The 24219-nt window shown below is 64.3% G+C and carries 24 protein-coding genes and 1 pseudogene; all 25 read left to right on the plus strand.

Going from position 1 to position 24219, the window contains the following annotated elements:
* Positions 1-173: 173 nt before the first annotated feature.
* Positions 174-476, plus strand: coding sequence for an HNH endonuclease (locus tag ACZ9GM_RS01685; protein WP_476037118.1), 303 nt, complete (start codon positions 174-176; stop codon positions 474-476).
* Positions 477-675: 199 nt separating this feature from the next.
* A complete protein-coding gene (locus ACZ9GM_RS01690; RefSeq protein ID WP_476037119.1) occupies positions 676-1119 on the plus strand; it encodes a phage terminase small subunit in 444 nt (147 codons plus the stop codon).
* Between the two features lie 16 nt (positions 1120-1135).
* On the plus strand, positions 1136-2761 hold the full coding sequence (locus ACZ9GM_RS01695; RefSeq protein ID WP_476037120.1) for a hypothetical protein: 1626 nt from the start codon (positions 1136-1138) through the stop codon (positions 2759-2761).
* Complete coding sequence (locus ACZ9GM_RS01700) at positions 2758-4215, plus strand: phage portal protein (protein WP_476037121.1); 1458 nt, start codon at positions 2758-2760, stop codon at positions 4213-4215. Before ACZ9GM_RS01695 ends, ACZ9GM_RS01700 begins: the two co-directional genes overlap by 4 nt.
* Complete coding sequence (locus tag ACZ9GM_RS01705) at positions 4212-4952, plus strand: VG15 protein (protein WP_476037122.1); 741 nt, start codon at positions 4212-4214, stop codon at positions 4950-4952. Before ACZ9GM_RS01700 ends, ACZ9GM_RS01705 begins: the two co-directional genes overlap by 4 nt.
* 80 nt (positions 4953-5032) lie before the next feature.
* Positions 5033-5626, plus strand: a complete 594-nt coding sequence (locus ACZ9GM_RS01710; protein WP_476037123.1) for a hypothetical protein — start codon at positions 5033-5035, stop codon at positions 5624-5626.
* 32 nt (positions 5627-5658) lie between these two features.
* The gene (locus tag ACZ9GM_RS01715; protein ID WP_476037124.1) at positions 5659-6048 is read left to right on the plus strand and encodes a hypothetical protein; all 390 of its coding nucleotides are present in this window, start codon (positions 5659-5661) and stop codon (positions 6046-6048) included.
* Positions 6049-6124: 76 nt separating this feature from the next.
* Positions 6125-7147, plus strand: a complete 1023-nt coding sequence (locus ACZ9GM_RS01720) for a major capsid protein (protein WP_476037125.1) — start codon at positions 6125-6127, stop codon at positions 7145-7147.
* A 14-nt stretch (positions 7148-7161) separates the two neighbouring features.
* The gene (locus ACZ9GM_RS01725; protein WP_476037126.1) at positions 7162-7542 is read left to right on the plus strand and encodes a hypothetical protein; all 381 of its coding nucleotides are present in this window, start codon (positions 7162-7164) and stop codon (positions 7540-7542) included.
* On the plus strand, positions 7542-7883 hold the full coding sequence (locus ACZ9GM_RS01730) for a hypothetical protein (protein ID WP_476037127.1): 342 nt from the start codon (positions 7542-7544) through the stop codon (positions 7881-7883). The genes ACZ9GM_RS01725 and ACZ9GM_RS01730 overlap by 1 nt, the downstream gene beginning before the upstream one ends.
* The gene (locus ACZ9GM_RS01735; RefSeq protein ID WP_476037128.1) at positions 7880-8065 is read left to right on the plus strand and encodes a hypothetical protein; all 186 of its coding nucleotides are present in this window, start codon (positions 7880-7882) and stop codon (positions 8063-8065) included. Before ACZ9GM_RS01730 ends, ACZ9GM_RS01735 begins: the two co-directional genes overlap by 4 nt.
* Positions 8066-8303: 238 nt before the next feature.
* On the plus strand, positions 8304-8678 hold the full coding sequence (locus ACZ9GM_RS01740; RefSeq protein WP_476037129.1) for a hypothetical protein: 375 nt from the start codon (positions 8304-8306) through the stop codon (positions 8676-8678).
* A gap of 77 nt (positions 8679-8755) precedes the next feature.
* Positions 8756-9379, plus strand: a complete 624-nt coding sequence (locus ACZ9GM_RS01745; protein ID WP_476037130.1) for a hypothetical protein — start codon at positions 8756-8758, stop codon at positions 9377-9379.
* A 74-nt stretch (positions 9380-9453) separates the two neighbouring features.
* Positions 9454-9867, plus strand: a complete 414-nt coding sequence (locus tag ACZ9GM_RS01750) for a hypothetical protein (RefSeq protein ID WP_476037131.1) — start codon at positions 9454-9456, stop codon at positions 9865-9867.
* 95 nt (positions 9868-9962) lie between these two features.
* Positions 9963-10292 carry a hypothetical protein gene (locus ACZ9GM_RS01755; protein WP_476037132.1) on the plus strand — a complete coding sequence of 110 codons (330 nt, stop codon included), beginning with the start codon at positions 9963-9965 and terminating at the stop codon, positions 10290-10292.
* A gap of 53 nt (positions 10293-10345) precedes the next feature.
* A complete protein-coding gene (locus ACZ9GM_RS01760; RefSeq protein WP_476037133.1) occupies positions 10346-10720 on the plus strand; it encodes a hypothetical protein in 375 nt (124 codons plus the stop codon).
* 39 nt (positions 10721-10759) lie between these two features.
* Complete coding sequence (locus ACZ9GM_RS01765) at positions 10760-16051, plus strand: tape measure protein (RefSeq protein WP_476037134.1); 5292 nt, start codon at positions 10760-10762, stop codon at positions 16049-16051.
* Positions 16048-17172, plus strand: coding sequence for a phage tail family protein (locus ACZ9GM_RS01770; protein WP_476037135.1), 1125 nt, complete (start codon positions 16048-16050; stop codon positions 17170-17172). Before ACZ9GM_RS01765 ends, ACZ9GM_RS01770 begins: the two co-directional genes overlap by 4 nt.
* A gap of 12 nt (positions 17173-17184) precedes the next feature.
* Entirely contained in the window at positions 17185-18846 is a 1662-nt protein-coding gene (locus tag ACZ9GM_RS01775; protein WP_476037136.1) for a Gp37-like protein, read from the plus strand.
* A 13-nt stretch (positions 18847-18859) separates the two neighbouring features.
* A complete protein-coding gene (locus tag ACZ9GM_RS01780; RefSeq protein ID WP_476037137.1) occupies positions 18860-19210 on the plus strand; it encodes a phage gene 29 protein family protein in 351 nt (116 codons plus the stop codon).
* Positions 19210-20121: a hypothetical protein gene (locus ACZ9GM_RS01785; RefSeq protein ID WP_476037138.1), complete on the plus strand. Its 912-nt coding sequence runs from the start codon at positions 19210-19212 to the stop codon at positions 20119-20121. The genes ACZ9GM_RS01780 and ACZ9GM_RS01785 overlap by 1 nt, the downstream gene beginning before the upstream one ends.
* A gap of 258 nt (positions 20122-20379) precedes the next feature.
* Complete coding sequence (locus tag ACZ9GM_RS01790; RefSeq protein WP_476037139.1) at positions 20380-21399, plus strand: phage tail fiber repeat family protein; 1020 nt, start codon at positions 20380-20382, stop codon at positions 21397-21399.
* A gap of 1 nt (position 21400) precedes the next feature.
* A pseudogene (locus tag ACZ9GM_RS01795) lies at positions 21401-21799 on the plus strand (glycine-rich domain-containing protein); the annotation flags it as partial.
* A 307-nt stretch (positions 21800-22106) separates the two neighbouring features.
* Positions 22107-23477: a peptidoglycan DD-metalloendopeptidase family protein gene (locus ACZ9GM_RS01800; protein WP_476037140.1), complete on the plus strand. Its 1371-nt coding sequence runs from the start codon at positions 22107-22109 to the stop codon at positions 23475-23477.
* A 1-nt stretch (position 23478) separates the two neighbouring features.
* Positions 23479-23943 (plus strand): hypothetical protein, encoded by a 465-nt coding sequence (locus ACZ9GM_RS01805; RefSeq protein ID WP_476037141.1) that lies wholly within the window; start codon positions 23479-23481, stop codon positions 23941-23943.
* The last annotated feature ends 276 nt before the right edge of the window (positions 23944-24219 follow it).

Consider the following 24219-nt stretch of genomic DNA (forward strand, 5'->3'; position numbering starts at 1 on the left):
CCACCCGCCCACCCCGCCCACACCACCCACTAGGGCACGGGCACTGACCACCACACACAAGGGGGACCACACACCCCCCACCCCACCGGCACCCCACACACCCCGACCCACCCCACCCGGGGCAGGGGGGTAGGGGCACCTCAGGGGCCAGGGCAGGGGAGAGGGGACACGCCATGGCATTCACCAACGGAAACTCACGAACATCAACAAGCGAATGGAAACGAACACGCGAAACCGCAACACGCGAACTCGACCATTCATGCCAACACGCCAACCGCGGACCATGCGCCGGCCCCCTCGAACTCGACCACCGGACACCCCACGAAGAAGGCGGCAGCGACGACCTGACAAACCTCCAATGGCTCTGCAAGCGCCACCACGCCATGAAGAGCCAGAAGGAAGCCGCCAGAGGACGGAAACGGCGTAGAGCACGCGGCCAGTTCGAAACCGAAGCACACCCCGGCCTCCTCCCCTGAGAGGGGCACCCAAGAACCGACCAGTCCAGTTCGACAGCAAACCTGCTGTCCCGCACAGTGAGAAGCACCCAGGGGGGAGAACCCCACCCCGACCCGCCAGAAGCCACTGAAGGCACAGTCGCTGAGGCTCTGTACGGGTCTGGCGATCACGATGTGAGACTTTCATGTCTCACCACATGGACCCCGTAAGGAGGCACACATGGCAGGCCGAGGACCTACGCCGAAGCCGGCGAGCAAGAGGGCTCGGACGAACAGCGACCCGATGGGGATCAAGCTGGTGTCGTCGGACCCGGTGGCTCAGCCTCCGCTCCCGGAGCTCATGCCGAACGGGGAGCCGTGGCCGGAGCAGACGGTGACGTGGTGGGAGATGTGGGGCCGGGATCCGCTGGCCGCGGACTTCCGGTTCACGGACTGGTCTGAGCTGATGGACTGCGCGGTGGTTCATGGGCAGTTCTGGTCTGGCGACATTCGTCAGGCTGGCGAGCTCCGGCTTCGGACAGCGAAGTTCGGGGCGACGGCTGAGGATCGGGCTCGACTGCGGATTCAGTACGCGGCGGCGGACGAGGCTGACGAGAAGCGGCGCACGTCGCGGTCTGGTGCGGACGCCCGTGGCGCGTACGCGGGGCTGAGGGTCGCGAAGTAGTTGGAGGAGGTGCGCGGTGCCGTTCAAGCCTGACTTCGAGGGTGAGGTGCCGTCTCTGGGATGGGAGGCTCTGGCCTGGATCACGGACATGCTGGCGATGCCGGACCGCCCGGATTACGTGCCGCTGACGCTGACGCCGGAGCAGGCGCAGTTCGTCCTGGACTTCTACCGGCTGGATCCGGTGACGGGTCGGCGGGTGTACCGGCGTGCAGTGTGGTCGCGTCCGAAGGGGCATGGAAAGTCTCCGCTGATGGGCGTGCTCGGCGTGTTCGAGGCTCTGGGGCCGGCGGTGCCGGACGGCTGGGACGCGAATGGTCGGCCGGTCGGCAAGCCGTGGTCGGAGGTTCGGACGCCGCTGGTGCAGTTCGCCGCGGTCAACGAGGACCAGACTCGCAACGCGTTCGATCCACTACTGGAGATGATCCGGCAGGGGCCGGTCCTTGATGAGTACGCCGTTGACCCGATGGACACATTCGTCGCCCTGCCGAAGGGTCGCATCGAGTACATCACGGCGGCGGCCATGTCGAAGGAGGGCAACAAGCCTGTCTGGGCTGCCCTTGACCAGACGGAGGGGTGGATCCCGTCCAACGGGGGTCGGAAGCTCGCAGACGTGATCCGACGTAACGCTGGCAAGATCGGCGGTACGACGGTGGAGACGCCGAACGCGTACCGGCCGGGCATGGGCTCGGTGTCGGAGATGACGGCGGCGTACGCGGAGCAGATCCGGGCGGGGAAGACTCGAGACAACGGTCTGCTGTACGACCATCTCGAGGCTCCGGCGGAGACGGACATGGCGGATCGTGAGTCTCTCATGGCTGGCCTACAGGTCGCCTACGGCGACTCCGCGGAATCAGCGGGCGGCTGGGTGGACCTGGACCGCATCATCGCGGAGATCTGGGATCCGGCGACAGACCCGCAGGACGCTCGGCAGTTCTACCTCAACCAGGTCACGCACGCTTCCGATTCGTGGGTGTCTGCGCCGCAGATCAAGGCGATCGTGGACCGGGAGAAGGTCGTCACCCCGGGTGACCAGATCGTCCTCGGCTTCGATGGGTCGCGTGGTCGTGTCCGCGGTAAGGCGGATGCAACGGCCCTGGTCGGCATGCGCGTGTCGGACAAGCACTTGTTCGAGATTGCGGTGTGGGAGCCGGGGCCAAATGATCCGCAGGACTGGGCCCCGAATCCGCTCGAGGTGGATGCGACGGTGCGGGATTGCTTCGAACGGTTCCGGGTCGTGGGGTTCTATGCTGACCCGTCCGGGTGGACGAGCCAGGTTGCGGAGTGGGAGGCGGCGTTTCATCGTCGGCTGCGTGTGAAGGCGTCTCGGAACGCGCCGATCGCGGCGTGGCCGAGGGGCAAAGACAGCAAGGTTAGTGAGGTGGTGGAGAAGATGCGGCAGGCGATCGTGAACGGTGAGATCAGCATGTCTGACTCTCCTCGGCTCATTGCTCACATGCTTCATGCGCGCCGTCGTGATAAGCGGACGGGCTACCTCCTGTACAAGCAGTACCCGGATTCAGTGGACAAGATCGATGCGGCGTACGCGGCGTGCATGGCGTTCTCTGCCTGCATCGACGCTGTAGCTGGTGGCGTGGGCGGCAAGTCCGGGCCGCGGAAGCGGAGGAAGGCGGTGTTCGCATGACCGTGATGGATCAGATGTCGGCTGTGGGGCGGCTTGAGGCGCGTATCCGTCGTCATGCTGGCGCGAACCAGCGGCAGGAGGCGTTCTATCAGGGGTCGCGCCGGGTGGAGAACCTGGGTGTCGCGGTGCCGCCGAACATGAACGTGATCTCCCCGGTGATGGGATGGCCGTCCACGGTGGTGGATGTCATTGCTGAGCGGCTCGACTTCCTGGGGTTCACGGGCGATGAGTCGGGGACGCTTGAACGTGCTGTGCGACGTTCTTCCCTGCAGCTTGAGTTCGCGAAGGCGGTCACGGATTCGCTGATTTACGGGGTCGGTTTCCTCGAGGTCAGTGGTGAGGTCGGGGAGGACGGAAGCCCAGTTGCTGGTTCGCCGATGGTTTCGGCTGTTGATCCGACGCAGGCTTCGTTCGAGTGGGACACTGACGGCCGGACTGTTTCTGCTGGCCTGGTGTGGCATCGGCAGGCTGATGGGCAGATGCGCCGGACGGTGCATGCGCCTGGTCTGACGGTCTACGAGGACGAGGACGGCAAGGAAGTTGTTGTGAAGCATGGCCGGCCGTGCGCTGGACTGATTCCGATTCTCAACCGGACTCGCTCTGGTCATGCTCGAGGTCATTCGGAGATCACTCGGGCGGTGCGTTACGCGACTGATCATGGCATGCGTGCCATGCTGGGCATGGAGTACAACCGGGAGTTCTACACCACCCCGCAGCGGTACACCGTCAACGCTTACGCGGACACGATGGGCATGGATGACTCCGGAGAGCCGGGCGCGAAGGAGCGGAACCGGGAGGCCGCATGGAACGCCGCCATGACGCAGCACCTCGTGATCCCGCCGACGATCGAGGAGGAGACCGGGGCGTATGTCCAGCCGATGGTTGGTCAGTTCGCGTCATCTCCGCCGACGCCGTACATCGAGGAGTTGCGGGCGCTGACGCAGATCATCGCGGCTGAGGCTGCGATCCCGGTGCACTACCTTGGCTTCATCACCGAGAACCCGAGTTCTGCAGACGCGATCCGGCAGTCTGAGGCTCGCCTGGTCAAGAAGGCTGAGCTGAAGCAGCTCCAGATCAGTCAGGTGCTAGTGGACATGATGGCACCACTGCTGTGGCACATCTCCACGGGCGAGGACATGCCTGACGAGGTTCGCGACGAGTTGGACACGCTGTGGCGGGATCCGGCGACTCCGACGAAGGCGGCGATGGCTGATGCGGCGGTGAAGATCGTCGGTGCCGGTGTCGCCCCTGCCAGGTCTGCGGTGATCTACGACATGCTCGGCATGTCTCCGACTGACCAGAAGCGGTTGGAGGCTGACTGGGCGCGTGACACGTCCCGGTCACTGGTCGGTGATCTGGCTGATCGTGCGGCGCAGGCCCGCGTCGGGTCGACGACGGTAGATGATCTGGCGGCCCGGACGGAGCAGGCGGATTGGTCTGGTGACGGGTCATGATGACCCCGAGTCAGATGGATCAGGTGCACGTCGCACTGGATCATGTCGCCACACTGTCTTTCGAGCAGCTTGTAGCACTGCATGATCTGGTGGTTGATTTGCCGCGGTCGGAGTGGGTGAAGGTGTTGGGCGATTCCGCACCGGAAATCCTTGCGGCGTGGCGGTCCGTCGGCATCGATGTGATGGCTGGAGCTCTGGACTCTGCGACCGGGCTGGGGGTGTCTACGGCGGCTATGCAGGCGTCGGCGGTGCTCACCCCGGAGCGGGTGCAGGGGCTGGTGCAGTGGACGGCGGACAACGTCGCCACCCCGGCTGCAGCGATCGCGAAACTCGCGGCGATAGGCCAGAAGATCGTCCTGGAGGGGCCGCGGTCGTACACCTCGGCACTGTCCGAGGAGAACGGCATGACCGCCCGACGATACGCCCAGCCCAACGCCTGCGAGTGGTGCCGGTACATCGCAGTGCAGGAGCACAAGTATGACCACTACGGATCCGAGTGGGTGAAGACGAACAAGGCGGATCGGTTCCACGAGCACTGCCGCTGCGTCCTCATCCCCTCGGCCGAGTACATCGAACCGTCCTACATTTCCGAGTGGAGCGACGAGCTCGATGCTGTCACCGCCCAGATGAGGGAGAAGTACGGCAGGCTGACCCGCAAGGGGAAGTTGCGTGGTGGCGGGTACGGCGACAGTACGTGGCGTGAGTACCTGCAGATGATGCGCAAGACCGGCAAGTAGAAGACCAGGAACACCTCGGCGACCGGATCGGTCATCGGGGTCTCAGTCATACCTGAAACAGACCAGTGAAGGAGGCCCTGATGGCCGACAAGATCAAGGACCAGACCGAGGACGAGAAGAAGTCTGGTGCCCCGACGCCGGCGGATATGCCGTCGAAGGTCGAGGAGGACACCTCTGGCGAGAAGTCGGAGGCTCAGTCGCTCGAGGACTGGAAGGCTCACGCTCGCCTGTGGGAGGACCGTGCGAAGGCGAATCGGGCGGAGGCTGATGCTGCGATCGCTGAGCGGGATTCTGCGAAGCGTCGCATCGAGCAGATCGAGTCCGAGCAGTCGAAGAACTCCCCGGTGGAGGCTCTGGCCGCTGCCGCCCGATACAAGAAGGCGATCGAGGTCGGGATGACTATCGAGCAGGCGGATGCGGTCCTCACCGGATCGGATGAGGAGGCCATCGCTTCCCAGGCGAAGGCGTTCCAGGATGCGGTGAACACCGCAGTGAAGTCCAAGACCGAGGACGCCACTGAAAAGCAGGGCGAGATGCCTGCCGACGATGAGCCCTCGGAGAATCCGGCGGAACGCCAGGAGCAGAAGAAGGTCCGGGACAACCCACTGCAGGGGTCCCCGGCCTCCCAGAAGTCGGACCCTGAGGCGATGTTCAAGCGCCTCACCCGACGCTAGAACACCCCAACCCAGACCTTTAGGAGGTCACCATGAGTTTCCGTATCAAGCGGGACTACTACGACCCGGCCGAGGATCAGACCTGGCTCGGTTCGAAGCACGCCACTGGCGATGCTCGCACTGTCACTCTCGACGGTGCCGCGTTCTCCAAGTTCAAGGACGGCGCGTTCATTCCGTCCGGCATCGCGCTCGTCGCTTCCGGTGCGAAGTTCGTGCCGGCGACCAGTGCCACGAAGGTGGACGGCTTTCTGCTCACCTCGCAGGTCTTCGACGGTGACGATCTCATCGCCCCGCTGCTGGATCACGGTCGGATCATTCCCGAGCGTGCCCCGGAGCAGGACGTGGACGTTGCCACCATCTCGAACCCGCACTTCGTCATCGTCGGCGGCACGCCGGCAGAGGACGCCGAGGGAAACGGCTAGGCGGGGACCTGCCCCTCACTCTGGGGTAGTTCACCCCGCTAAACAGCACTGATACACAGAAAGGAAGGGGATTCACATGGCGCTCATCACTGACACCATCACCCCCGCCGACCTCACCGGCGTCGCCCGCATCGCTGCGGAAAACCAGGACGCCGACAAGGCCACGTTCGCGCAGTTCCTGCCGAACACCCAGATCAACGATGTCGTGGCTCGCACCCGCGATGTCGAGTCCGGCCGCGGCGAGGCCGCGCAGCTCCGCGCATTCGACGCTGAGGCACCGATCGCCGCCGCGAAGGGCATCAAGCAGGTCACCTTCGACCTGCCGGCCCTCGGCCAGAAGATCCGCGTCGGCGAGCTGTCCCAGATCCGTGCCCGGTCCCTGCCGGACACTGCGATGCAGGACATCCTCGGCCGCACCTCGATTCAGGTCGGACGCGCCATCGCTGACCGTGTGGAGATGCTCCGCGCCGAGGCTCTGGTCACCGGCAAGCTCGCTGTCGCGGAGAACGGTGTCGTCGCTGACATCGACTTCGGCCGTGACGCGAAGATGGAGCCGACCGTCGGCACCTCGTGGGAGGATGCCGCGGCTACCCCGCTGTCTGACCTTCTGGCATGGTCTGAGGCGTACTCCGAGCTCAACGGTGTGGAGCCGGGCGCTCTCGTCATCTCGAAGCAGGCTCTGCTGAAGATGACGAAGAACAAGGAGATCGTCTCCACTGCGACCGACAAGAACAACGCTTCCCGCGTGTCTCCCGCCGTCGTGAACGAGGTGTTCGGCCAGTTCGGGTTCAACAGCATCATCGTGTACGACCGTCAGGTCAACGTCGGCGGCACCACTCGTCGTGTCGTGGACGCTGACCGGGTGCTGCTGCTCCCCGCCGCTGGCGACGTGCAGGCCGGTGTCACTGTCTTCGGCACCACTGTCGAGGCCACCGATCCGGCCTACGACTACAACATCGACCAGAATGATGCCCCGGGCATTGTTGTCGGCGCGTTCCGTCAGACTGATCCGGCTTCCGTCTGGATCCACGGCAATGCGATCGCCGCACCGGTGCTCGTCAACCCGAACCTGGCGCTGTCCGCGACCATCAGCAAGTAGCGGAGGTGGTGACCATGATCGTCACCATCGAGGACATTGAGGCCGCAACCGGCCTTGAGGTCACTACTGAGGACGAGGCTCGGGTGTCGTTCCTCATCCGGTCGGCGGTCGCTGCGGTTGAGGGGTACATCGGTGCCCCGATCCCGGATCCTGCCCCTGACGCGGTGGTCGTTGTGGTGACCCGCATGGTCGCCCGCGCCCTAGGTCAGGAGTCGGATGGGACGCCCACGGGCATGACTGGTGACATGTTCGTCGCAGGCTCATTCACCCGGCAGCGTCAGTTCGCCAGTGGGTCGAACGACGGTGGGGTTTGGCTGTCCGCTCAGGACAAGGTCATGCTCCGCCCGTTCCGACGCCGCGGCGTGATCCGCTCTGTGCCATACAGGGGGTTCTGATGCGAACCGACTACCCCATGACGGTGCCGGTCATCCGGCATCGGCGGACGGTCGGCCCGCCGGATGATCTCTGCAATGACACGGAGATCGAGGAGACCGAAACGGTCCTCGTCTTCGCGTTCGCTCAGGTCTCCCCGCAGGAGCCTGTGGTGTACGGCCACGACAGGATCCAGGTGGACGTGCAGATGTACGCCGCACCTGGGGACTTCCTGCCGGACGATGCCGTCACTCTCGACGCGGGTCCCGTATTCGAGGTCGTGGGCGAGGCACAGAACTACGACAGCAACCCGTGGTGGTCGCCGGGGGTTGAGGTCATCAACTTGAGGAGGGTTCAGCGATGACACCGAACATTGAGGTGGAGATCTACGACCCCCGCGTGGAGTCCGGTGTGGAGCGGGTGCAGCTGGTCTGCGGCAGCTTCGACATTGATGCCGGCGTCCTCGTGGTCTATTCCGACCGAAACAATGCCCAGCCGGGGTTCATCGCCGCGGCGGGGGAGTGGCGGGTGGTCCGATGGCTGTGAAGTTTGAGCCGAATCGGCAGGGCCTGATCGAGGTTATGCGGTCAGGTTCGGTGCAGGGTGAGGTCTCTCGGCAGGCGTCTCGCATCGCTCGCACTGCGGGTGATTCTGCTGGTGCACCTGGTGGATACACGGTCTCCACGATGCAGGGCCGGGCTCGCTTTCGGGCGATCGTCTACGCCGACAGCATCAAGGCGAAACGCCGCGAAGCATCCGGCAACCACCTGCTGAGGAGTCTCGGATGACTGAACAGTCCCCCGTGCCCGCCCCTGCTGTCACTGGTTTGGTCGTCAAGGCGCTCACTGCCGCTCTAGGCGTGCATGTCTCCACGAAGAAGCCTCGGACAGTCCCGACCGGCAGGTATGTCCTTGTGTCCCGCATCGGAGGATCGAGTGGGACGTTCGCCACCGCGGATCCCCGTTACCTCGTGGAGTGCTACGGCACGGATGACCTGGATGCCGAGGAGTTCGCTGAACTCGTCCTCGCCACGTGGCGAGGACTTCGGACTCACGGCATCGTGCATGGCGCGGATGATCGCAACCTCGTCCCCTACGCGGATCCGGATGAGTCTCATTCCCGGTTCCAGTTCACCGGCGGTGTCAAGATTCGTCTCTGACCCGCCACACAACGAAGAAACACAACCCCCAGCCCACCTCGGGCATGGGGGTTTTCTCATGCCCTTAGGAGGCAATCATGGCTGTGAACGTGAAGAACGCGTTCGTCGGACGCCCGCCCATGGATGGCGGCGTCTTCTTCCGAGCCCCGCTCGGCACCAAGCTCCCGACCGACGCCCGTGGTGCTCTGGATGAGTCCTTCGAGGACCACGGCGCTGTCGGTGAGGACGGTGTGAAGGTCACCCAGGACCGCTCCACCTCCGACATCAAGATGTACGGCGGCGATGACTTCGTTTCCGTGCAGGACAACTACTCGGAGACCGTCGAGATCACCCTCCTGGAGGATGACAACGACGCGGTCATCAAGTCGGCGTTCGGTGATGCGAACGTGGAGAAGACTGAGGCTACTCAGGCTGATGGCACGAAGCGTGTCATCTACCACACCTCGGAGCCTCTGCCGATCTCCTCGTTCGTCGTGAAGTCCGTGTACGGCGACAAGATCAAGACCTACGTCATCGAGCGTGGTCAGGTCATGTCGGTGGGCGACACCGTCGACGTGCACAACGACGTGACCCGCAAGACCCTCACCATCAAGACCTACAAGCCGGCTGCGGCTGAGCTGCGTGGCGGCAACGTGGTCGAGTACCGCGATGACGGTGAGGCTAACCCGGACGCCGGCGGAACCGACCCGGAAAACCCCTAGAGGGGCGTCTGGGGGAAACGTCCCTCCCGTTCGCCCTTTCCTGAACAGGGACACTGACTGAAAGGAGCCACACTGTGGCAAAGACTGATTTCGCCTCTGGCGACAAGCTGGCCGCTGAGCAGATGAATGCGCTCGGCACCGAGGTCAATGACAAGGCTGACCGATCGGATATCCCGTCCGTCCCGGCCACCCCGACCGCCGACACCCTCTCCGGTGCCACCGCGGTAGGCAAGTCCGTGATCAAGGCCGCTGACGCCGCCGCGGCACGGACCGCGATCGGTGCCGGCACGTCGAACGTCAAGGTCGGCACCGGTGCTGGTGACGCCCTCGCTGGTAACACCTCGATTCCCGCCGCGACCCCGGCCGGTACCCGAGCCCAGCTCGACGCCGGTACCGACACCACCGTCCGTGCCTTCTCCGCGAAGGACATCGCCGAGTACGTCGCCGCCGAAATCGCGGCTGCTGGCGAAACCCCGGCGGAGGGCTGATCCGCCGGGCCTGGGGACTTCTGACGGGGCACCCCAGGCCCCTGCACGACTTACGCCCCGTCCCTACTTCAACAATCACAGAAAGAGGCCCCGTCATGGCTTTCCGCATCGAACCCGCCAACCGCCCCGAAGACCGCGTGGACTTCACCATCGTCACCAACGACGGCATCGAACACGAAGTCTCCTTCCCCAAGGTGGACTGCCTCCCCCCGGCAACCGTCGCACGACTCTCCGAAGTCATCGCCAGCATCGAGGACACCGACAACATCGTGGACTCCCTCCGCGCCCAGCTCAAGGGCCTCGCCCCGGAGCACTCCGACCTGTGGCACCAGCTCGTGCAGCGCCAGATCACGGACATCTTCGACCACTGGAACAAGGAATCCGCCGGCGACGCTGACACTGGAGCATCCGACCTGGGGGAATAACGGCGCTGCACCGTCTTATCTTCGACGATGAGGCGGCACGCAGTGCACTGGCAATGGACCTGCTTGACATGGGCCGGTCCATCCACGACATCGGCTATCGCCTGCGGTGGTCCGATGTGAAGACGATCGTGCAGCACCTTCCGTCCGGGTCGCACTTCAGGGCATACATGAACCCGGAGCAGGCCCGCGTCGGACCGTACGCGGATCCGCACGGCCAGTTGCTGTCCATGGTCGTGGACGAGTTGATCGGTCTGCGACATCAGATGGCGGGTGTGGGGGATCAAGCACCACCGCCACTGCTGGACCGATTGTCCGGGGCGGGGGAGATGGCAAACGCCCCTGATCAGGAGCGCCCGGCACCGGTTCGACGCAGGCCGCAGGTGTCCGCTTCGGAACTTCGCCAGCGAGTGGCCGCATCAATGAACTGACCCCTAGGGGTCACACCGACCCCTGAGGAGGGCACTGTCATGGCAGAACTCGGCGTGGGGTACATCTCCATCGTTCCTGAGGTCTCGAAGATCACTCCGGGCATCAAGAAGGCTCTCGGTGATGCTGAGGGGGTCTACGGCCAGTCTGGCGACTCGGGCGGTAAGACGTTCGGCCAAAAGTTCAGCAGTGCCGCCACCGGCCTGCTCAAGAAGGGCGGGCTCGCCGCTGGTGCTGCCGGTGGCGCCGCTGTCGCAACGGGCATCACCAAGGGCCTCGGTCGCCTGAACTCCATCGAGCAGGCCGAGGCGGAGCTCAAGGGCCTGGGCAACTCGACGCAGCAGGTCGGTTCCATCATGGAGAACGCCCTCGCCTCGGTCAACGGGACTGCGTTTGGCCTGGAGGAAGCCGCGACTACGGCAGGTTCACTGGTCGCTGCGGGTATCAAGCCGGGGCAGGAACTTGAGGGTGTCCTGACGACCGTTGCGGACACGGCGACCATTGCCGGACGGTCAATGTCCGACATGGGTCTGATCTTCGGCTCGGTTGCAGCCAAGGGCAAGCTGCAGGGCGACGACATGCTGCAGCTTCTCGCTGGCGGCATCCCGGTCCTGCAGCTCCTTGCTGATGAGACGGGCAAGACTTCCGCTGAGATCTCCGACATGGTGTCTGCTGGCGAGGTCGATTTCGCACTGTTCGAGCGTGCGATGAAGCGCGGCATGGGCGGCGCTGCACTGGAGGCCGGCAACACGGCGCAGGGCGCGTTCAAGAACATGGGCGCTGCTTTGGGGCGTCTCGGTGCCACGATCAGCGGACCGTTCTTCGACCAGGCTGCTGGCGGGTTCACTGGGGTAACAAATGCCCTGGATGACATGAACGCCAAGGCTAAGCCGGTAATGGAGGAGTTCTCCGGGTGGATGACCTCCAAGGGCATCCCCGCGGTGAAGCAGTTCGCCACGGAGGCTGTCGCCTCGCTGCAGTCCCTTGGTCAGTCCGATGGGGTGCAGTCTGCCATCCAGGGCACGGTGTACGCCTTCGACCAGTTGGTGGCTGCTGGACGGGCACTGGCCCCGGCCCTGGGGCAGATCGGTGCGTCTCTGTCGCAGGCTGCTGCGGCTACTGGTGTGGGTGCGTGGAAGATCTTCGTGTCCACGCTCACCACCGCCGGCGCTGTGGCTGAGGCTCTTGCGGGTCCGCTGCAGACTGTTGCTGACCTGATGCAGGCTCACCCCGGCATGGTCACCGCAGCGGTTGCGGCGTGGACTGGGTTCAAGACGATCCCCGCACTGGTGGGCAAGGCGGCGACGGGGATCGCTGCGATGACTGGCGCCTCGAAAGCGCTCAAGGGCACAGAGAAGCCTGCCGAGAAGATGGCGCTGGCACTTGCCCCGATCACGTCCCGGGCGAAATCCGCGACGACTGGTATCAACAACTTCGGCACGTCGATGAAGGCGCAGAAAGCCATTGCTGCCGACATGGGCGTGAAACTGTCCACCATGGATGCCGCGATGGGGGCGATGGGCGGTACATCCTCGAAGACCGCACAGTCCATGAGCGCGTCGTACACGAAGGCATCCGCTAGCCTCAAGACGTTCGCGATGCAGCAGCAGCTCGCCGCCGCGGCAGCGCAGAAGATGGCTGTGTCCGGCAAGGGCGTCATGACGACCACGGACGCAATTGCCCGGTCCATGGGTCATTCCGCGACTGCCGCAGTCTCGAACTTCGCCGGCACGCTCAAGGGCACTGGTGCCGCAGCTATGTCCGGGTTCAAGGCCGCGGGCAAGGGCGTCATCGGCATGCTCGGTGGCCCGTGGGGCGCTGCCCTCGTCGGCGCTGGTGCGGCGATCGCGCTGTGGTCTGACGGCCAGCAGCGGCTCAACAGCTACCTGGAGGCGTCGAATACGATCGCCGGACTGGCGACGGACACCTACGGCAAGATGTTCACGGCCATGGCCACCGGTGGGGACACTGCCGAGGTCATGACCGAGCAGGTCGATACCCTCACTGACGCGTTGAAGAAGCAGGGTGACACTGCAGACGGAATCACCGGCAAACTCGCTACCGCGTTCGGGAATTACGACATCAAGAAGTCCGGCCTGGACGTGATCGTGGACACGTTCACGAGCATCAACCTCAGTGACAAGGCTGAGGAAGCTGCGCAGGCGCTGGAGGATTTGGGCCTCACCGACGAGCAGATCTCCGCGAAGATTCAGGGCAGCCAGGCGACCTATGACGCGATGCGGCAGAAGCTCGTGGATATGGGCGATGGAGGCGAGTCTGCGGCTAGGAAGCTTGACTTCCTCCGTGATGGGTTTGAGCAGGCTCAGCAGAAGATCGAGGACATGGGGCCGGCCGCGGCGTCCGCTTCCGAGACCATGAAGGAGATCGCCGGGTCTGCGGACGATGCGTCCTCGAAGGTGGATAAGGTCCGCCGTGCACTCATGGAGCTCAACGGCGTAGAGCTCTCCGCCACCGAGGCGCAGTCTGCGCTGACCGAGGCTATCTCGTCGGTCTCCGGCGAGATGGAGGGGTTCGAGGGGGCCACCCTCAAGGCAAACGGCACGATCGATGCCTCCACTGAGGCTGGCGCGAACCTGTTCAACTCGATGATGGACCTCGGTTCCGCGATGTCCACTGCCGTCGCGTCCGGCAACGACGCCAAGGACGTGTTCAACCAGTCTGCGGGTCAGCTCGAGGCGATGCGGCAGTCCGCGGGCTTGTCTGAGCAGGAGTGGGGCAAGCTCCTCGAGACCATGCGCATGACCCCTGAGGGTTTGTCGATCGATGCGGAGATCGCCAACGGCGACACCGTGCGCGGTGAGCTCGAGGTCATCCGCGGTCAGGTCAACGATTTGCAGGGAGGTGGCCCGTATGAGGCCACCATCGGCATCAACGACCTGGAGACGAAGCAGAAGCTCGAGCAGGCGGGATGGGATCTCAGCAACTACGACGAGGAGACCGGAACCGCCACCCTCAGCCTTGAGGATGACGGGGCTAAGGCGCTCTACAACTGGTGGCTGAACACCGGGTTCATGGACATCGACATGGCGAACCCCACCGCCGTGGCGAACCTGGACGATACCGGCCTGCGGACCACTGCCGGGTTCGCGCAGTTGCAGCTAGATACGCTGGATCTGGCGCGCCCGACACCGCTGGCGAACATGGACACGTCTCAGCTCGACGCGAAGGCGATCGAGATGTTTCAGCAGGTGGGCCTGCTGGATGGGCTCAATCCGACGCCGGATGCGAGCCTGAACATCGCTGATCTGAACATTCAGCAGCAGAAGGCTCTCTCCCTGGTGTTCGACCTGTCTGCTGAAAATCCGACTCCGGTGGCCTCTCTGGACACGTCGAAGCTGGATGATGGTGCGGGTAAGTCGAATCAGGCTGTCGATGACCTGGACAAGAAGAAGGCAGACCCGAAGGTCACGCTTGATCCTAAGCCGGTGCAGGATGGTGCGCGTAAGGCTCAGGACTCGATCAACGGCATCAAGGGCCGGAACATCACGGTGACGTTCACCGCGTCGTATGAGAACTGGGATAAGGCTGATCGGAACTCGTCTGGTCGGTGGACTGGTGGCCGGTGGAATGGTCCCGCTTATGCTGGCGGTGGTCAGCACGGCGGCTACAGGCTGCCGAAGACTGGCCCGGGCACGGATGAGCGTGATGGGTTCCTGGCGTTCGACCGGAACAATATGCCGGCTGCAAGGCTGGATGCCGGCGAGTGGATCATCAACCGCGGGAGCTCGGAGAAGTATGACCGGGAGTTGGCGCAGATCAATGCTGGCACGTTCCCGAAGCTTCCGGGCTATGAGGACGGTGGTCGGCATGGTGCGGTGAAGCACGCGGATGAGATCATCGAGTTCGCGAAGGGAATCCAGGGCAAGCCGTACGTGCGCGGTGGTGTGAACTGGGGCGATTGCTCTGGTGCCATGTCCGCTATCGCCCGGTTCGCGGTCGGCATGGATCCGTTCGCCGGACGGTTCGCTACCGGGAATCAGCGTGAGGCGCTTATGGCCATGGGGTTCACCATGGGCAAGGGGGCTCGCGGTGATCTGCGGTTCGGGTGGCACAACAAGTATGGCGACGGGCATACGTCGGGCACCCTCCCCAACGAGGTCAACGTCGAGATGGGTGGCGCTGGTGGCAACGGCCAGTACGGCGGCATCGCGGCAGGTGCGTGGGACTCCGACTACGAGCAGTACGCGCACATACCTGTCCCGACTACCTGGGCGGCGAACATCACCGGCATGCCCGACACTGATGGCTTCACTGTCGGCGGTGATGGAGATACTACGGTCACGGGCAGCACCACGAAGACCGTGGAGAAAACCCCCACCTCATGGTCTGAGGTCGCTGGCATCGCTGCATCCGCATTTGGCAAGGGGATGATGGGCGACCTGCTCAACGTCCTCGGAATCCCCGACACCCCACCCGCACTAGCCGCATACGGCCAGTGGCGGGACGCTAACGCCCAGGACGCCAATGAGGTGGACAAGGGCGTTGGCGCAGGGGCAGACACTTCCACCGCCGATGCTCTCGCGGAGAACCCCGAAGTGAAGGTCGTGTACGACCCCGCGAAGGGAGCGGAGCAGTGGCGACCTGTGGTTCTCGACGCGCTGAAGCGTGTCGGTGGATCCCGGACGGATGCGGATCGCACGGTCACGCAGATCGACTACGAGTCCGGTGGCGATCCGAACGCGACAAACGAGTGGGACAGCAACGCTGCTAACGGAGACCCGTCGAAGGGCTTGCTGCAGGTCATTGGCTCGACGTTCCAGGCGTACCGGGACAAGGAGCTGCCGAACGATCGGACCGACCCGCTGGCGAACATTGTGGCGGCGTTGAACTACGTGGCGAAGCAGTACGGCGGGCCCAGCAATATTTGGCCTACCCGTGGTGGGTACGCATCGGGTGGGCAGGTCAGTGGTCCTGGTGGTCGTCGGGCAGACCGCATACCGGCATGGTTGTCGGACATGGAGCACGTGGTCAATGCCTCTGATGCGATCGCGAACCGGGATCTTCTCGGCGCGATCAATGCGGGGTTTCCCGCGCAGGATGTCATGTCTGGCCTGCTCGATGCGAACCGTGAGCTGTCGATCGCGGCTGCTGGCGGGGATTCGGGATATGGCTCCCTGTCGGCACTGATTGGGAATGATCATGCTCGCCTGGTCGCGGCGATGGCCGCTGATGTGGGTGAGGTTGCGCGCACTGGTGGCGGGCAGCAGACCGTGGTGAACAACCAGTTCATCGCGGCGAATCCTGAGGAGATGCACCGGCTCTACCGTCGTGAGGCGGGGAAGCGGAGCCGGGGGAAGGTTGGTGCACGGTGAGTAACACTCTGGCGCAGTTCCGTATCGATGGTGTGGATGATTCTGTGTGGGTTATTCATGGTCCTGGTGCTGGTGGTCAGGATGTCGCACTTGAGAAGTCGAGTGTGGGCGACCTGTATGACTCTCCCTCGGCAACGACGTACAGGGCTCGTGTCGGTCAGCCTGGTGCGGTGTTCCGTGGTCAGCGATTCCTTGAGCGGCACATCACGCTCCGGCTCGTGGCCAGGGGGGTGACGGCCAGTGAACTCGTGGAGATCGACAGTCGACTCCGGAAGGCATTCGACTACAGGTCTCCGGCGTCACTGGTGTGCATCACAGAAACGTCGGGCGAGCGGTCGCTGAAGGTGTTCTTGGAATCGGAGCCGGAATACCAGCAAGACATGGATATGCACGCACTGCGGGTTGCCCGGTGGGAGTTCCCACTGATCGCCCCGGACCCGCATTGGAAGGGCGAGACAGTCACTTCGGAGTTCGAGTTCACAGGCATGAACTGGGACGGCGGTTCCGTCACTGTGGCGAATCCATCTGATGTTCCAGCATGGCCCAAATGGTGTCTTGATGGGCAGGCGAAGTGGATCTTGCCGGATGCTGACCTGTCGCCCGGTGGCGACACGTCCCGACAGATCGCTTTGCCGTTCCAGAAGATCGGCCATGAGGTAGTCGTGGATTCAGACCCGGCGGTGGAGATGATCACGGACACCCAGGATGCTCTGCTGTGGGCTCAGATGGGCGGGCAGTTCTTCAATCACCAGATCCCGGCCAAGACTCTGCCGACTGAGATTCATGTCGGTATGGACCCATTGCCGATGCTGCCGTACTTCATCCCGCAGGACTGGCGGCTGTGGCTTGCGACGAAGATGCAGGCGTGGGCTGTGTCGGTGGGGCTGGAGGCGGTGCTGACGGCGACGCCGGATCAGATTGCCGGCCTGTTGAAGGGCTGGATGATGGGTCAGGTGCCGTGGTGGGTGACGGCGCTGGACCCGCTGATGCTGACGGAGCTGACGGCCTCGCTGATTGCGAATGCGATCCGTGATCACTGGGTATCGGTGGGGAATCTGGTGGGCGCTGTGGCTCAGGTGCGGATCGATCAGCAGTGGACGCGCCCGTTCGGGCTTGAGTGATGGGAGGTCGTCGTGGCGGATACTGCAGTGCTTGAGCGGATGGATCGGATCTGGGATGAGGCGCAGGAGCGTCGCCGGGATCGTGAGCGGAAGCGCCGCGAAAAGCCACTCGTCCGCTTGTGGGACGGTGACTGGGTTCTCCGTGGCCGCGTGTCCGGGGAGTTCGACGCCCACTTCGAGTGGAAGTTGAACGACACCGGCGCGGGGACGATCACCATGCCCGCTGAGCATCATCTCGCGGTGTGGGCGGCATCCTACTGGGATCGCCGCTCGTGCCGGAATATCCACGTGACGGTGGACAAGGATGGTGCTCGTTGGGGTGGCCGGCTTGAGTCGGTGAAGACGGAGCAGGATGAGCAGGGTTCCCGCACTGTCACCCTGAACTTCCTCCACGACTACGAGGAGCTCAAGCATCTACTGGTGTGGTCGAACCCGTTCACCCCGGCGGCGGTTCAGTTCCCCCGCGTGTTCATCCTCGCTGGTCCGTCTCGCTACATGCTGAAGCTGGCGATGTTCCTGAACCTCGCCCGGATGCAGGGCAACTGGTGGGCGATGCCTGATGATCCGCTTGATGTGCGGTCGTGGGTGCAGTCGGTGGCGATGCGTGAGTGGCCGATCATGGTGAAGCCTGATTCTCTGCTGCTGGATGACACCCCGTGGTGCATCCTGTCGTCACGGTTCAAGACGTGGGCGGAGATGGCGGCGGGGACGTTGGCGGATGCTCAGCTGATGGTGGAGTGTCGCCGGTGGCTGAATGGCGATCCTCCGCCGTGGCCGGGCGCCCGACCGCGCAACGGGCAGCTCATCGTGGACATCGTGGACAAGTCGGGGTGGTTCGATCAGACCGCAGTCGGCGGCACGATCCTCGGCGGTCTGGCGCGCACGGTTCTGACGGTCGCTGATGACCTGGTGGATGAGTCGCAGCAGTCCATCGGGAAGGTCGTGGAGTCCAACGAGTACACGGTGTCCGGGTTCCTCGGCACTGCCCCGAAGAATCCGTGGGTGGTGCTCCGCACAGACTCGTCGGGCGGCACGAACATCGTAGAGTCCACCTCATTCACGTGGCAGCCGGCGACGGTGACGCAGCTCGTTACTGGCGGGCACTCGATGCCTGGTGTGAATGAGGGCATCAAGGCCGTGATCCAGATGGCTGGTGCGCTGGCTGAGGCGTACTTGATGGTGCCGAATCTGGTCGAGCCCGCGGTGACACTGTTGGAGCCCTTGTTTGAGGACACGCTTATGGCGTTCATGAGCTTCAAGTCGCTGCAGCGGTCCAGCACTCTCGGATGGTCGCACTACATGGAAGACTTCGTGTCGGGCGCTGACCAGGCTTACACGCTCAGTAGCATCCTGGCGATGCGCGCCGGGATGCGGGCAACGCGGGAGCGAACTAGTCACACGATGCAGATCGGTGACGGTTCCCCGTACCTCATCGGTGAGCAGGGTCAGGGGCATTTCTTCCTCGGTGACCGTGTGGGCGGTGAGATCCCGGGCTCTGCTGGCCGTATCGCGGTGGATCAGGTCACGGATCTGACGCTGTCGTGGGATGCGGAGACGCCGCATGAGTGGTCGGCGACGGTGGGTGACCCGGACACGGATCAGGATCCGGTGGATTGGGTGATTGGTCAGGTCAAGGAAGGTGCCGGGGCGTTGCACGACCTCGGTGTGCTCTAGAGAGGAGCCTGTCATGGGTCTGCCTGTGCAGTCTGAGATGGATATGGAGCGCCCGGAGGAGCATGTGCTGTGGGCGTTGGTGAAGATGAACGAGAAGGTCAGTGCGCCGCTTCTTCTGCCGCGTTCGGCGTTGGAGGAGCAGTCGAAGCACCTCTGGGAGTGCGGGTTCCGGCACCACCCGGAGCTGCAGCAGAAGTGGTACGTGCCGCCTAGCCCGTCGGCATCGTCGTGGGAGGCGATTTCGGGGGAATGGGTGGATCATGCGCCGGAGGATCAGGCGGGTGTGGCGCGGGATGCGGTGGCTCGGATGTCGCCGGCGATGCGTGAGGCGCTGAAGATGGAGTTGGATAGGGGTGATTTCTGATGGGCGTGATTCCTGGTGGGTCGGATCCGACTCCGGAGGGTGGTCAGTCTGCGGGGGACATGGCTGCGTTGCAGCTGGTGACTGAGGATAGTGTCCGCTCGCAGATGATGGGGTCGGCATTGCTGCCGTGGCGGTCGGCGCACAATACGTTTTTCGCGGACATCATTGGCGGTATCGGGCAGGCCCTTATACAGGGCATCACCGGTGTGGCGAACACGATCGGCGGGTGGGTCTCTGACTTCTTCACCGCGGGCCGGAAGGCTATGTACGGTACCACCGAGATCACTGACGGGCAGTTGAACCTTGCTGATCGAGCGGACCTGGTTGACACTCTCTTGAACTACGGGTCGGCGTTCTGCCCCGCACCTCAAGATGGTGCGGCGATTGGCACGGGGACTATGCGACTTCCGTTCACGGAGATGATCGGCTATTCCCGGAATGTGTCCATCGCGGAGGGCGGGGGACTGGTGCTGGGGAAGAAGGGGACGTGGGATCTGTCCCTGTCGGTGAATACCGGTTTCGTCCGATTCAACTCCGGCGCGATCGACGTGATCTATCGCAATGGTCTGCGCATCGAACTGTCGGTGTACCGGCCGGATGGAACTTTGTACTCGCGGGAGTCGAAGTGGGTTCCGTCCGAAGAAGGAGTTTCAGCACTTGCTGTGGCGACGATCCGCGAGATGCGTCCGACGAACGTCACGATTGTCTCTTCAGTGCAGGTTCCTGGCGAGGGGTACATCGTGCGTGCTGAGGTTGCGGACAGTGAGCCGTTGCGGCCCATTCTTGGCGGCCCCCGTTGGTCTCGGATGAGGGCGCAGAATATCAGCTCGGAATGGCTACCGGATCGGGGGACCGGCGGCGAGAACTCCAGTGGGGTTGACAATCCGGGGACTACGGAAACTGCTGGCTGAGAATAGGAGTTTGAGATGCCTACAGTGAACTTTGCTTTTCAGTCGGTCGATGCGACACTCACGTCTGGTGTGATCCGAGTGTGGTCTCCGAACCTTCGCCCGGGCGGTACTGCGGCTATCACCAGTGAACCATCGTGGGTGAATCTGGTGGACGGTCACGCGTCGATGGATCTTGAACCAGGTCCGATTGTTGGAAAGATCACGGGAAACGGGCGGACGCATGACCTGACTTTCACGGTCCCGTCGCAGGATGAGCAGGTGGACTACCTCGACCTTCTCGACGGTGACTATGTCTATGAGCCAGAGGTGATCCAGGCGGCTCAGCAGGCGGCTCGTGAGGCACGGCAGTGGGCGCTGCGTTCTGAGCAGGGCGCTGACCGTGTCGGCTCCGCTGAGGTCGTCCTCGACGCTCGTGATCAGGCGACGGGGGCGGCTGCTACGGCGACCACCCAGGCTGACCGTGCGACTACGGAGGCGGACCGTGCCGGGTCTGAGGCTGACCGGGCCACGACCCAGGCCGACCGGTCTGAGGCTGAGGCTGACCGGGCGACGGGGGCGGCTGGTCAGGCTGCGGCTGACGTGTCCGACCTCCTCGACGAGAAGGTGGCGGCCGCTGAGGCTGCACGGTCGGACGCTGAGGCCCAGGCCGTCGCGGCGTCCTCGTCTGCGACGGACGCTGGCGCGTCCGCGACGGTGGCTGAGGGTCACGCGCAGGCCGCGCAGGCTGACGCCGTGGCGACCGCTGCTGATCGGGTTCAGACGGGGGAGGATCGCACGGCGACTGGCGAGGACCGGACCGCCGCCGCCGCGTCCGCGTCGACCGCCCAGGGTGCTGCGTCCACGGCCACCACCGAGGCGGACCGTGCGACAACTGAGGCCGACCGGGCCCAGGCGGCGGCTGATTCGGTGGACACTGACGTGATCCGCCGGGAGGTCACCGACCAGATCGCGGCAGTGGTGGACGGCGCCCCGGAGGACTTGGACACGATCCGTGAGGTCGCGGAGTACGCCCAGGAGAACCGGGACATCACGGACACGCTGAATGCGGCGATCGGGCAGAAGGCCGACAAGGCGCACACGCATGCCGTCGCGGATGTGACGGGCCTGCAGGCTGCCCTCGACGGCAAGGCCGCATCGTCGCACACGCACACCACCAGCCAGGTCACAGGACTTGATACCGCTCTTGGTGCGAAGCTCGACGCGTCGAGGATCCAGGTTGTCACCGCCATGCCGGCCACCCCGGTGGCGGGCACCATCTACTACGTGACGGGGGTGTGACATGCCGCTACGTGTGGGTACTTCGACGGGGTCGACCGTGCCGAAGGACATCCGGGTTGGGGCGACCCTGGTCAAGTCTGTGCACGTCGGAACCGCCACTGGCGGGGTCGAACTTTGGCGTCGCACAGAGGACACCGTCGCCGCGTTCACTGTCGTCACCGCTGACACGTCGATCATCGCGCCCGCGTGGGCTGAGCATGTGGATGTTGTCGTGATCGGAGGTGGTGGCGGTGGTCATGGCGGATTCGCTGTCATTTCCCAGCGGGGCAGGGGAGGCGCCGCCGGGCAGTGGGCGAGCACCTCCGCCCTCGTGTCTCCTGGCGCTTCACTGACCGTCACCATCGGAGCGGGAGGCGAGTCTGAAACAGACGGCGGGCCCACTACGGTCACCGCCTCTGGCACCGCTCTTGTCACAGCAGGCGAGGGAGCCAACTCCGGGATGAACAACTACATCGGCGGCACCCCGTCGCCGTATACGGCATTCGGGGTCACCTTCACGGGCGGCTCAGGCGGGGGCGTGGATACCGCCGGTGGCGTACCCGGTGCTGGCGGTGGTGGTGGTAGCGGCGACGTGGTCTCGTTCAGACCAGGTCAGCCCGGTGGTCGTGGACAAGTCTGGATCCGCTTCCGCTCCTACTGAACCCTCTTCATCTTCATCCCCGCACCACACCGGTGGCGGGGGTTTCTCATACCCAAAGGAGGCACATATGGTCACGATGCCCGTTGCTCGGGGCTTCTACGTCACGAGCCCCTACGGCCAGCGCACCGGCCAGTACGCCGGCATGCACTGGGGCACCGACTTCGGTAACGGTGGCGGTTCCGGCGGTCACCCGATCTATGCGGTGAAGGACGGCACTGTCACCCGCGCTGGTGCGGCGTCTGGCTTCGGCCAGTGGATCACCGTGGATCACCCCGCGTCAAATGGTGGCGGGCTCGCGGTCTATGGCCACATCATCCCCGAGGTTTCCGTGGGAGCCACGGTGCGCGAGGGGCAGCGTATCGGCCGCATCAACCCCGACTCCCGGACCAACGGCGGGGTCGCCCCACACCTGCATCTCGAGTGGCACCGCTACGTGTGGGCGCAGCCCGGGGCGGATCGTCTCGACCCGATGACGAAACTCGCCGGCGCCGCATGGCCCGGGGAGACCACAGGAGGCACAGTGAAGACACTGATCGGTATCGACGTGAGCGAGTACCAGAACGGCCTGTACCTCGCCGGTACCGGCGTGGACTTCTGCATCATCCGACTGGCCTACGGCGCACAGAAGGCAGACACTGCCGCCGTCAGCCACGCCCAGGACTGGAAGACCACCGGCAAGCCCACGGCGTTCTACCACTACCTGACACCGTGGCATGACCTCGGCGCGCAGGCAGACCTGGTGAAGCGGCAGTGGGAGGCGTGTGGCCGTCTCGGTGGCGTGTGGATCGACGTCGAAGAGCCAGGCATCACCCGATCTCAGGTCGTCGCATTCCGCGACGCTCTGCGATCCCGCGGCGTGACGGTCATCGGCGCGTACTCCCGGGCGAACTTCTGGGAGTCACTGCCCGGCGGTGAGCCGACTGCTGCCGAAGGTGGTGGCGCTATCTGGGTGTCGCACTACGGCCAGCAGCCGTCCGGGCCGATCCGATCGATCTACCCGGGCGACACGGCGTCTCAGTGGTCGTACCCGCTTGGGGACCGGAAGCCGGACCTCTGGCAGTGGACCGACCGGGCGACGGTGCCCGGCTGGACATCCGGAGTGGATGCCAACGCATACCGGGGCAGCGTGGAGAGTCTGCGCGCCCTATTCACCGGCGGCAGTGCCGCCACATCCGAGGAGGATGACATGTTCACTGATGAAGACCGCGCCCTGCTGAGGCAGATCCGAGACAACACTGCCGACTGCCGTTCGATGCTCATGGCTCTGTCCGCCCAGAACATGGGCGACCCAGCCATCGGCGGGCCCTTTGGCGGTTGGCCGCATGACCAGATCATGGCCTCCGTGCGGGAGAAGATCGCCGCCGGCAAGGAACTCACCAATACCGAGCAGCTGCACGTCATCCTCGACAAGCTCGGCTTCTACGACAAGGAGAACTGAGATGAGCATCAAGAAGAAGCCCCAGGCTTGGCAGGTCCGGAAGATCGCGTACGGTCTCGCCGCCGTGGTCGTCGGTGTCCTCGGCTGGGTGGGTGTCCTGTCCGATATTCAGGCCGACCAGATCGGCGACCAGATCGACAAGTGGCTGCCGATCCTGCTGGGTGTCCTCGCGCCCACCATCGCTGCGTCGAAGACCCACCAGGGCAGCGATTCACCGGTAACCGGTGCGGATGTGGTGGCCGCATCCGGACCGATCGTGAGCGTCAACGATGCTGCTCGGGCCGAGGCGACGGTTCGCAAAGTGATGGCCGATCTTCCCGACCCGGCGAAGATCGCGGCCGCGGTGGTCGCGGCGATCCGTGCGGAGGAACGCGGCGAGCACTTCACGGCGACTGACCCCACCGCCATGGTCGCCGCGATGAAGACCGATGCTGCACGTACCGACTACGTGTACGGGCGGCAGTGAGCGCGGTCATGGCCGTCACGATCATCGGAGGCATCACCACCGCAATTGCCGCGGTGGTCGGCGTGATCCGTGGCGGGAAAACCGCAGCTGTCGAAGCAGCTGAGAAAGCGGTCTCCACCGTGCGCGAGGCGATGGAAACACAGGGCGCGGAGGTGACCGACCTACGGACCAGGGTCACGAACCAGGACACGCAGATCACGACCTTGGGGTCGCGGGTCGAGGACGTGACGAAGCGTCACGGTGTGGCGGTGTCGCACATTGCTGAGCGGGAAGACG

The organism is Corynebacterium sp. UD i78, assembly GCF_056280545.1.

Excerpts from the sequence above, each read along its gene's own strand:
- ACZ9GM_RS01765 (WP_476037134.1), top strand. The coding sequence starts at position 10,760 with ATGGCAGAACTCGGCGTGGGGTACATCTCCATCGTTCCTGAGGTCTCG.
- ACZ9GM_RS01785 (WP_476037138.1), top strand. The coding sequence starts at position 19,210 with ATGGGCGTGATTCCTGGTGGGTCGGATCCGACTCCGGAGGGTGGTCAG.
- ACZ9GM_RS01690 (WP_476037119.1), top strand. The coding sequence starts at position 676 with ATGGCAGGCCGAGGACCTACGCCGAAGCCGGCGAGCAAGAGGGCTCGG.
- ACZ9GM_RS01800 (WP_476037140.1), top strand. The coding sequence starts at position 22,107 with ATGGTCACGATGCCCGTTGCTCGGGGCTTCTACGTCACGAGCCCCTAC.
- ACZ9GM_RS01735 (WP_476037128.1), top strand. The coding sequence starts at position 7,880 with ATGACACCGAACATTGAGGTGGAGATCTACGACCCCCGCGTGGAGTCC.
- ACZ9GM_RS01755 (WP_476037132.1), top strand. The coding sequence starts at position 9,963 with ATGGCTTTCCGCATCGAACCCGCCAACCGCCCCGAAGACCGCGTGGAC.
- ACZ9GM_RS01740 (WP_476037129.1), top strand. The coding sequence starts at position 8,304 with ATGACTGAACAGTCCCCCGTGCCCGCCCCTGCTGTCACTGGTTTGGTC.
- ACZ9GM_RS01700 (WP_476037121.1), top strand. The coding sequence starts at position 2,758 with ATGACCGTGATGGATCAGATGTCGGCTGTGGGGCGGCTTGAGGCGCGT.
- ACZ9GM_RS01745 (WP_476037130.1), top strand. The coding sequence starts at position 8,756 with ATGGCTGTGAACGTGAAGAACGCGTTCGTCGGACGCCCGCCCATGGAT.
- ACZ9GM_RS01710 (WP_476037123.1), top strand. The coding sequence starts at position 5,033 with ATGGCCGACAAGATCAAGGACCAGACCGAGGACGAGAAGAAGTCTGGT.
- ACZ9GM_RS01720 (WP_476037125.1), top strand. The coding sequence starts at position 6,125 with ATGGCGCTCATCACTGACACCATCACCCCCGCCGACCTCACCGGCGTC.
- ACZ9GM_RS01805 (WP_476037141.1), top strand. The coding sequence starts at position 23,479 with ATGAGCATCAAGAAGAAGCCCCAGGCTTGGCAGGTCCGGAAGATCGCG.
- ACZ9GM_RS01715 (WP_476037124.1), top strand. The coding sequence starts at position 5,659 with ATGAGTTTCCGTATCAAGCGGGACTACTACGACCCGGCCGAGGATCAG.
- ACZ9GM_RS01725 (WP_476037126.1), top strand. The coding sequence starts at position 7,162 with ATGATCGTCACCATCGAGGACATTGAGGCCGCAACCGGCCTTGAGGTC.
- ACZ9GM_RS01730 (WP_476037127.1), top strand. The coding sequence starts at position 7,542 with ATGCGAACCGACTACCCCATGACGGTGCCGGTCATCCGGCATCGGCGG.
- ACZ9GM_RS01705 (WP_476037122.1), top strand. The coding sequence starts at position 4,212 with ATGATGACCCCGAGTCAGATGGATCAGGTGCACGTCGCACTGGATCAT.
- ACZ9GM_RS01760 (WP_476037133.1), top strand. The coding sequence starts at position 10,346 with ATGGACCTGCTTGACATGGGCCGGTCCATCCACGACATCGGCTATCGC.
- ACZ9GM_RS01780 (WP_476037137.1), top strand. The coding sequence starts at position 18,860 with ATGGGTCTGCCTGTGCAGTCTGAGATGGATATGGAGCGCCCGGAGGAG.
- ACZ9GM_RS01685 (WP_476037118.1), top strand. The coding sequence starts at position 174 with ATGGCATTCACCAACGGAAACTCACGAACATCAACAAGCGAATGGAAA.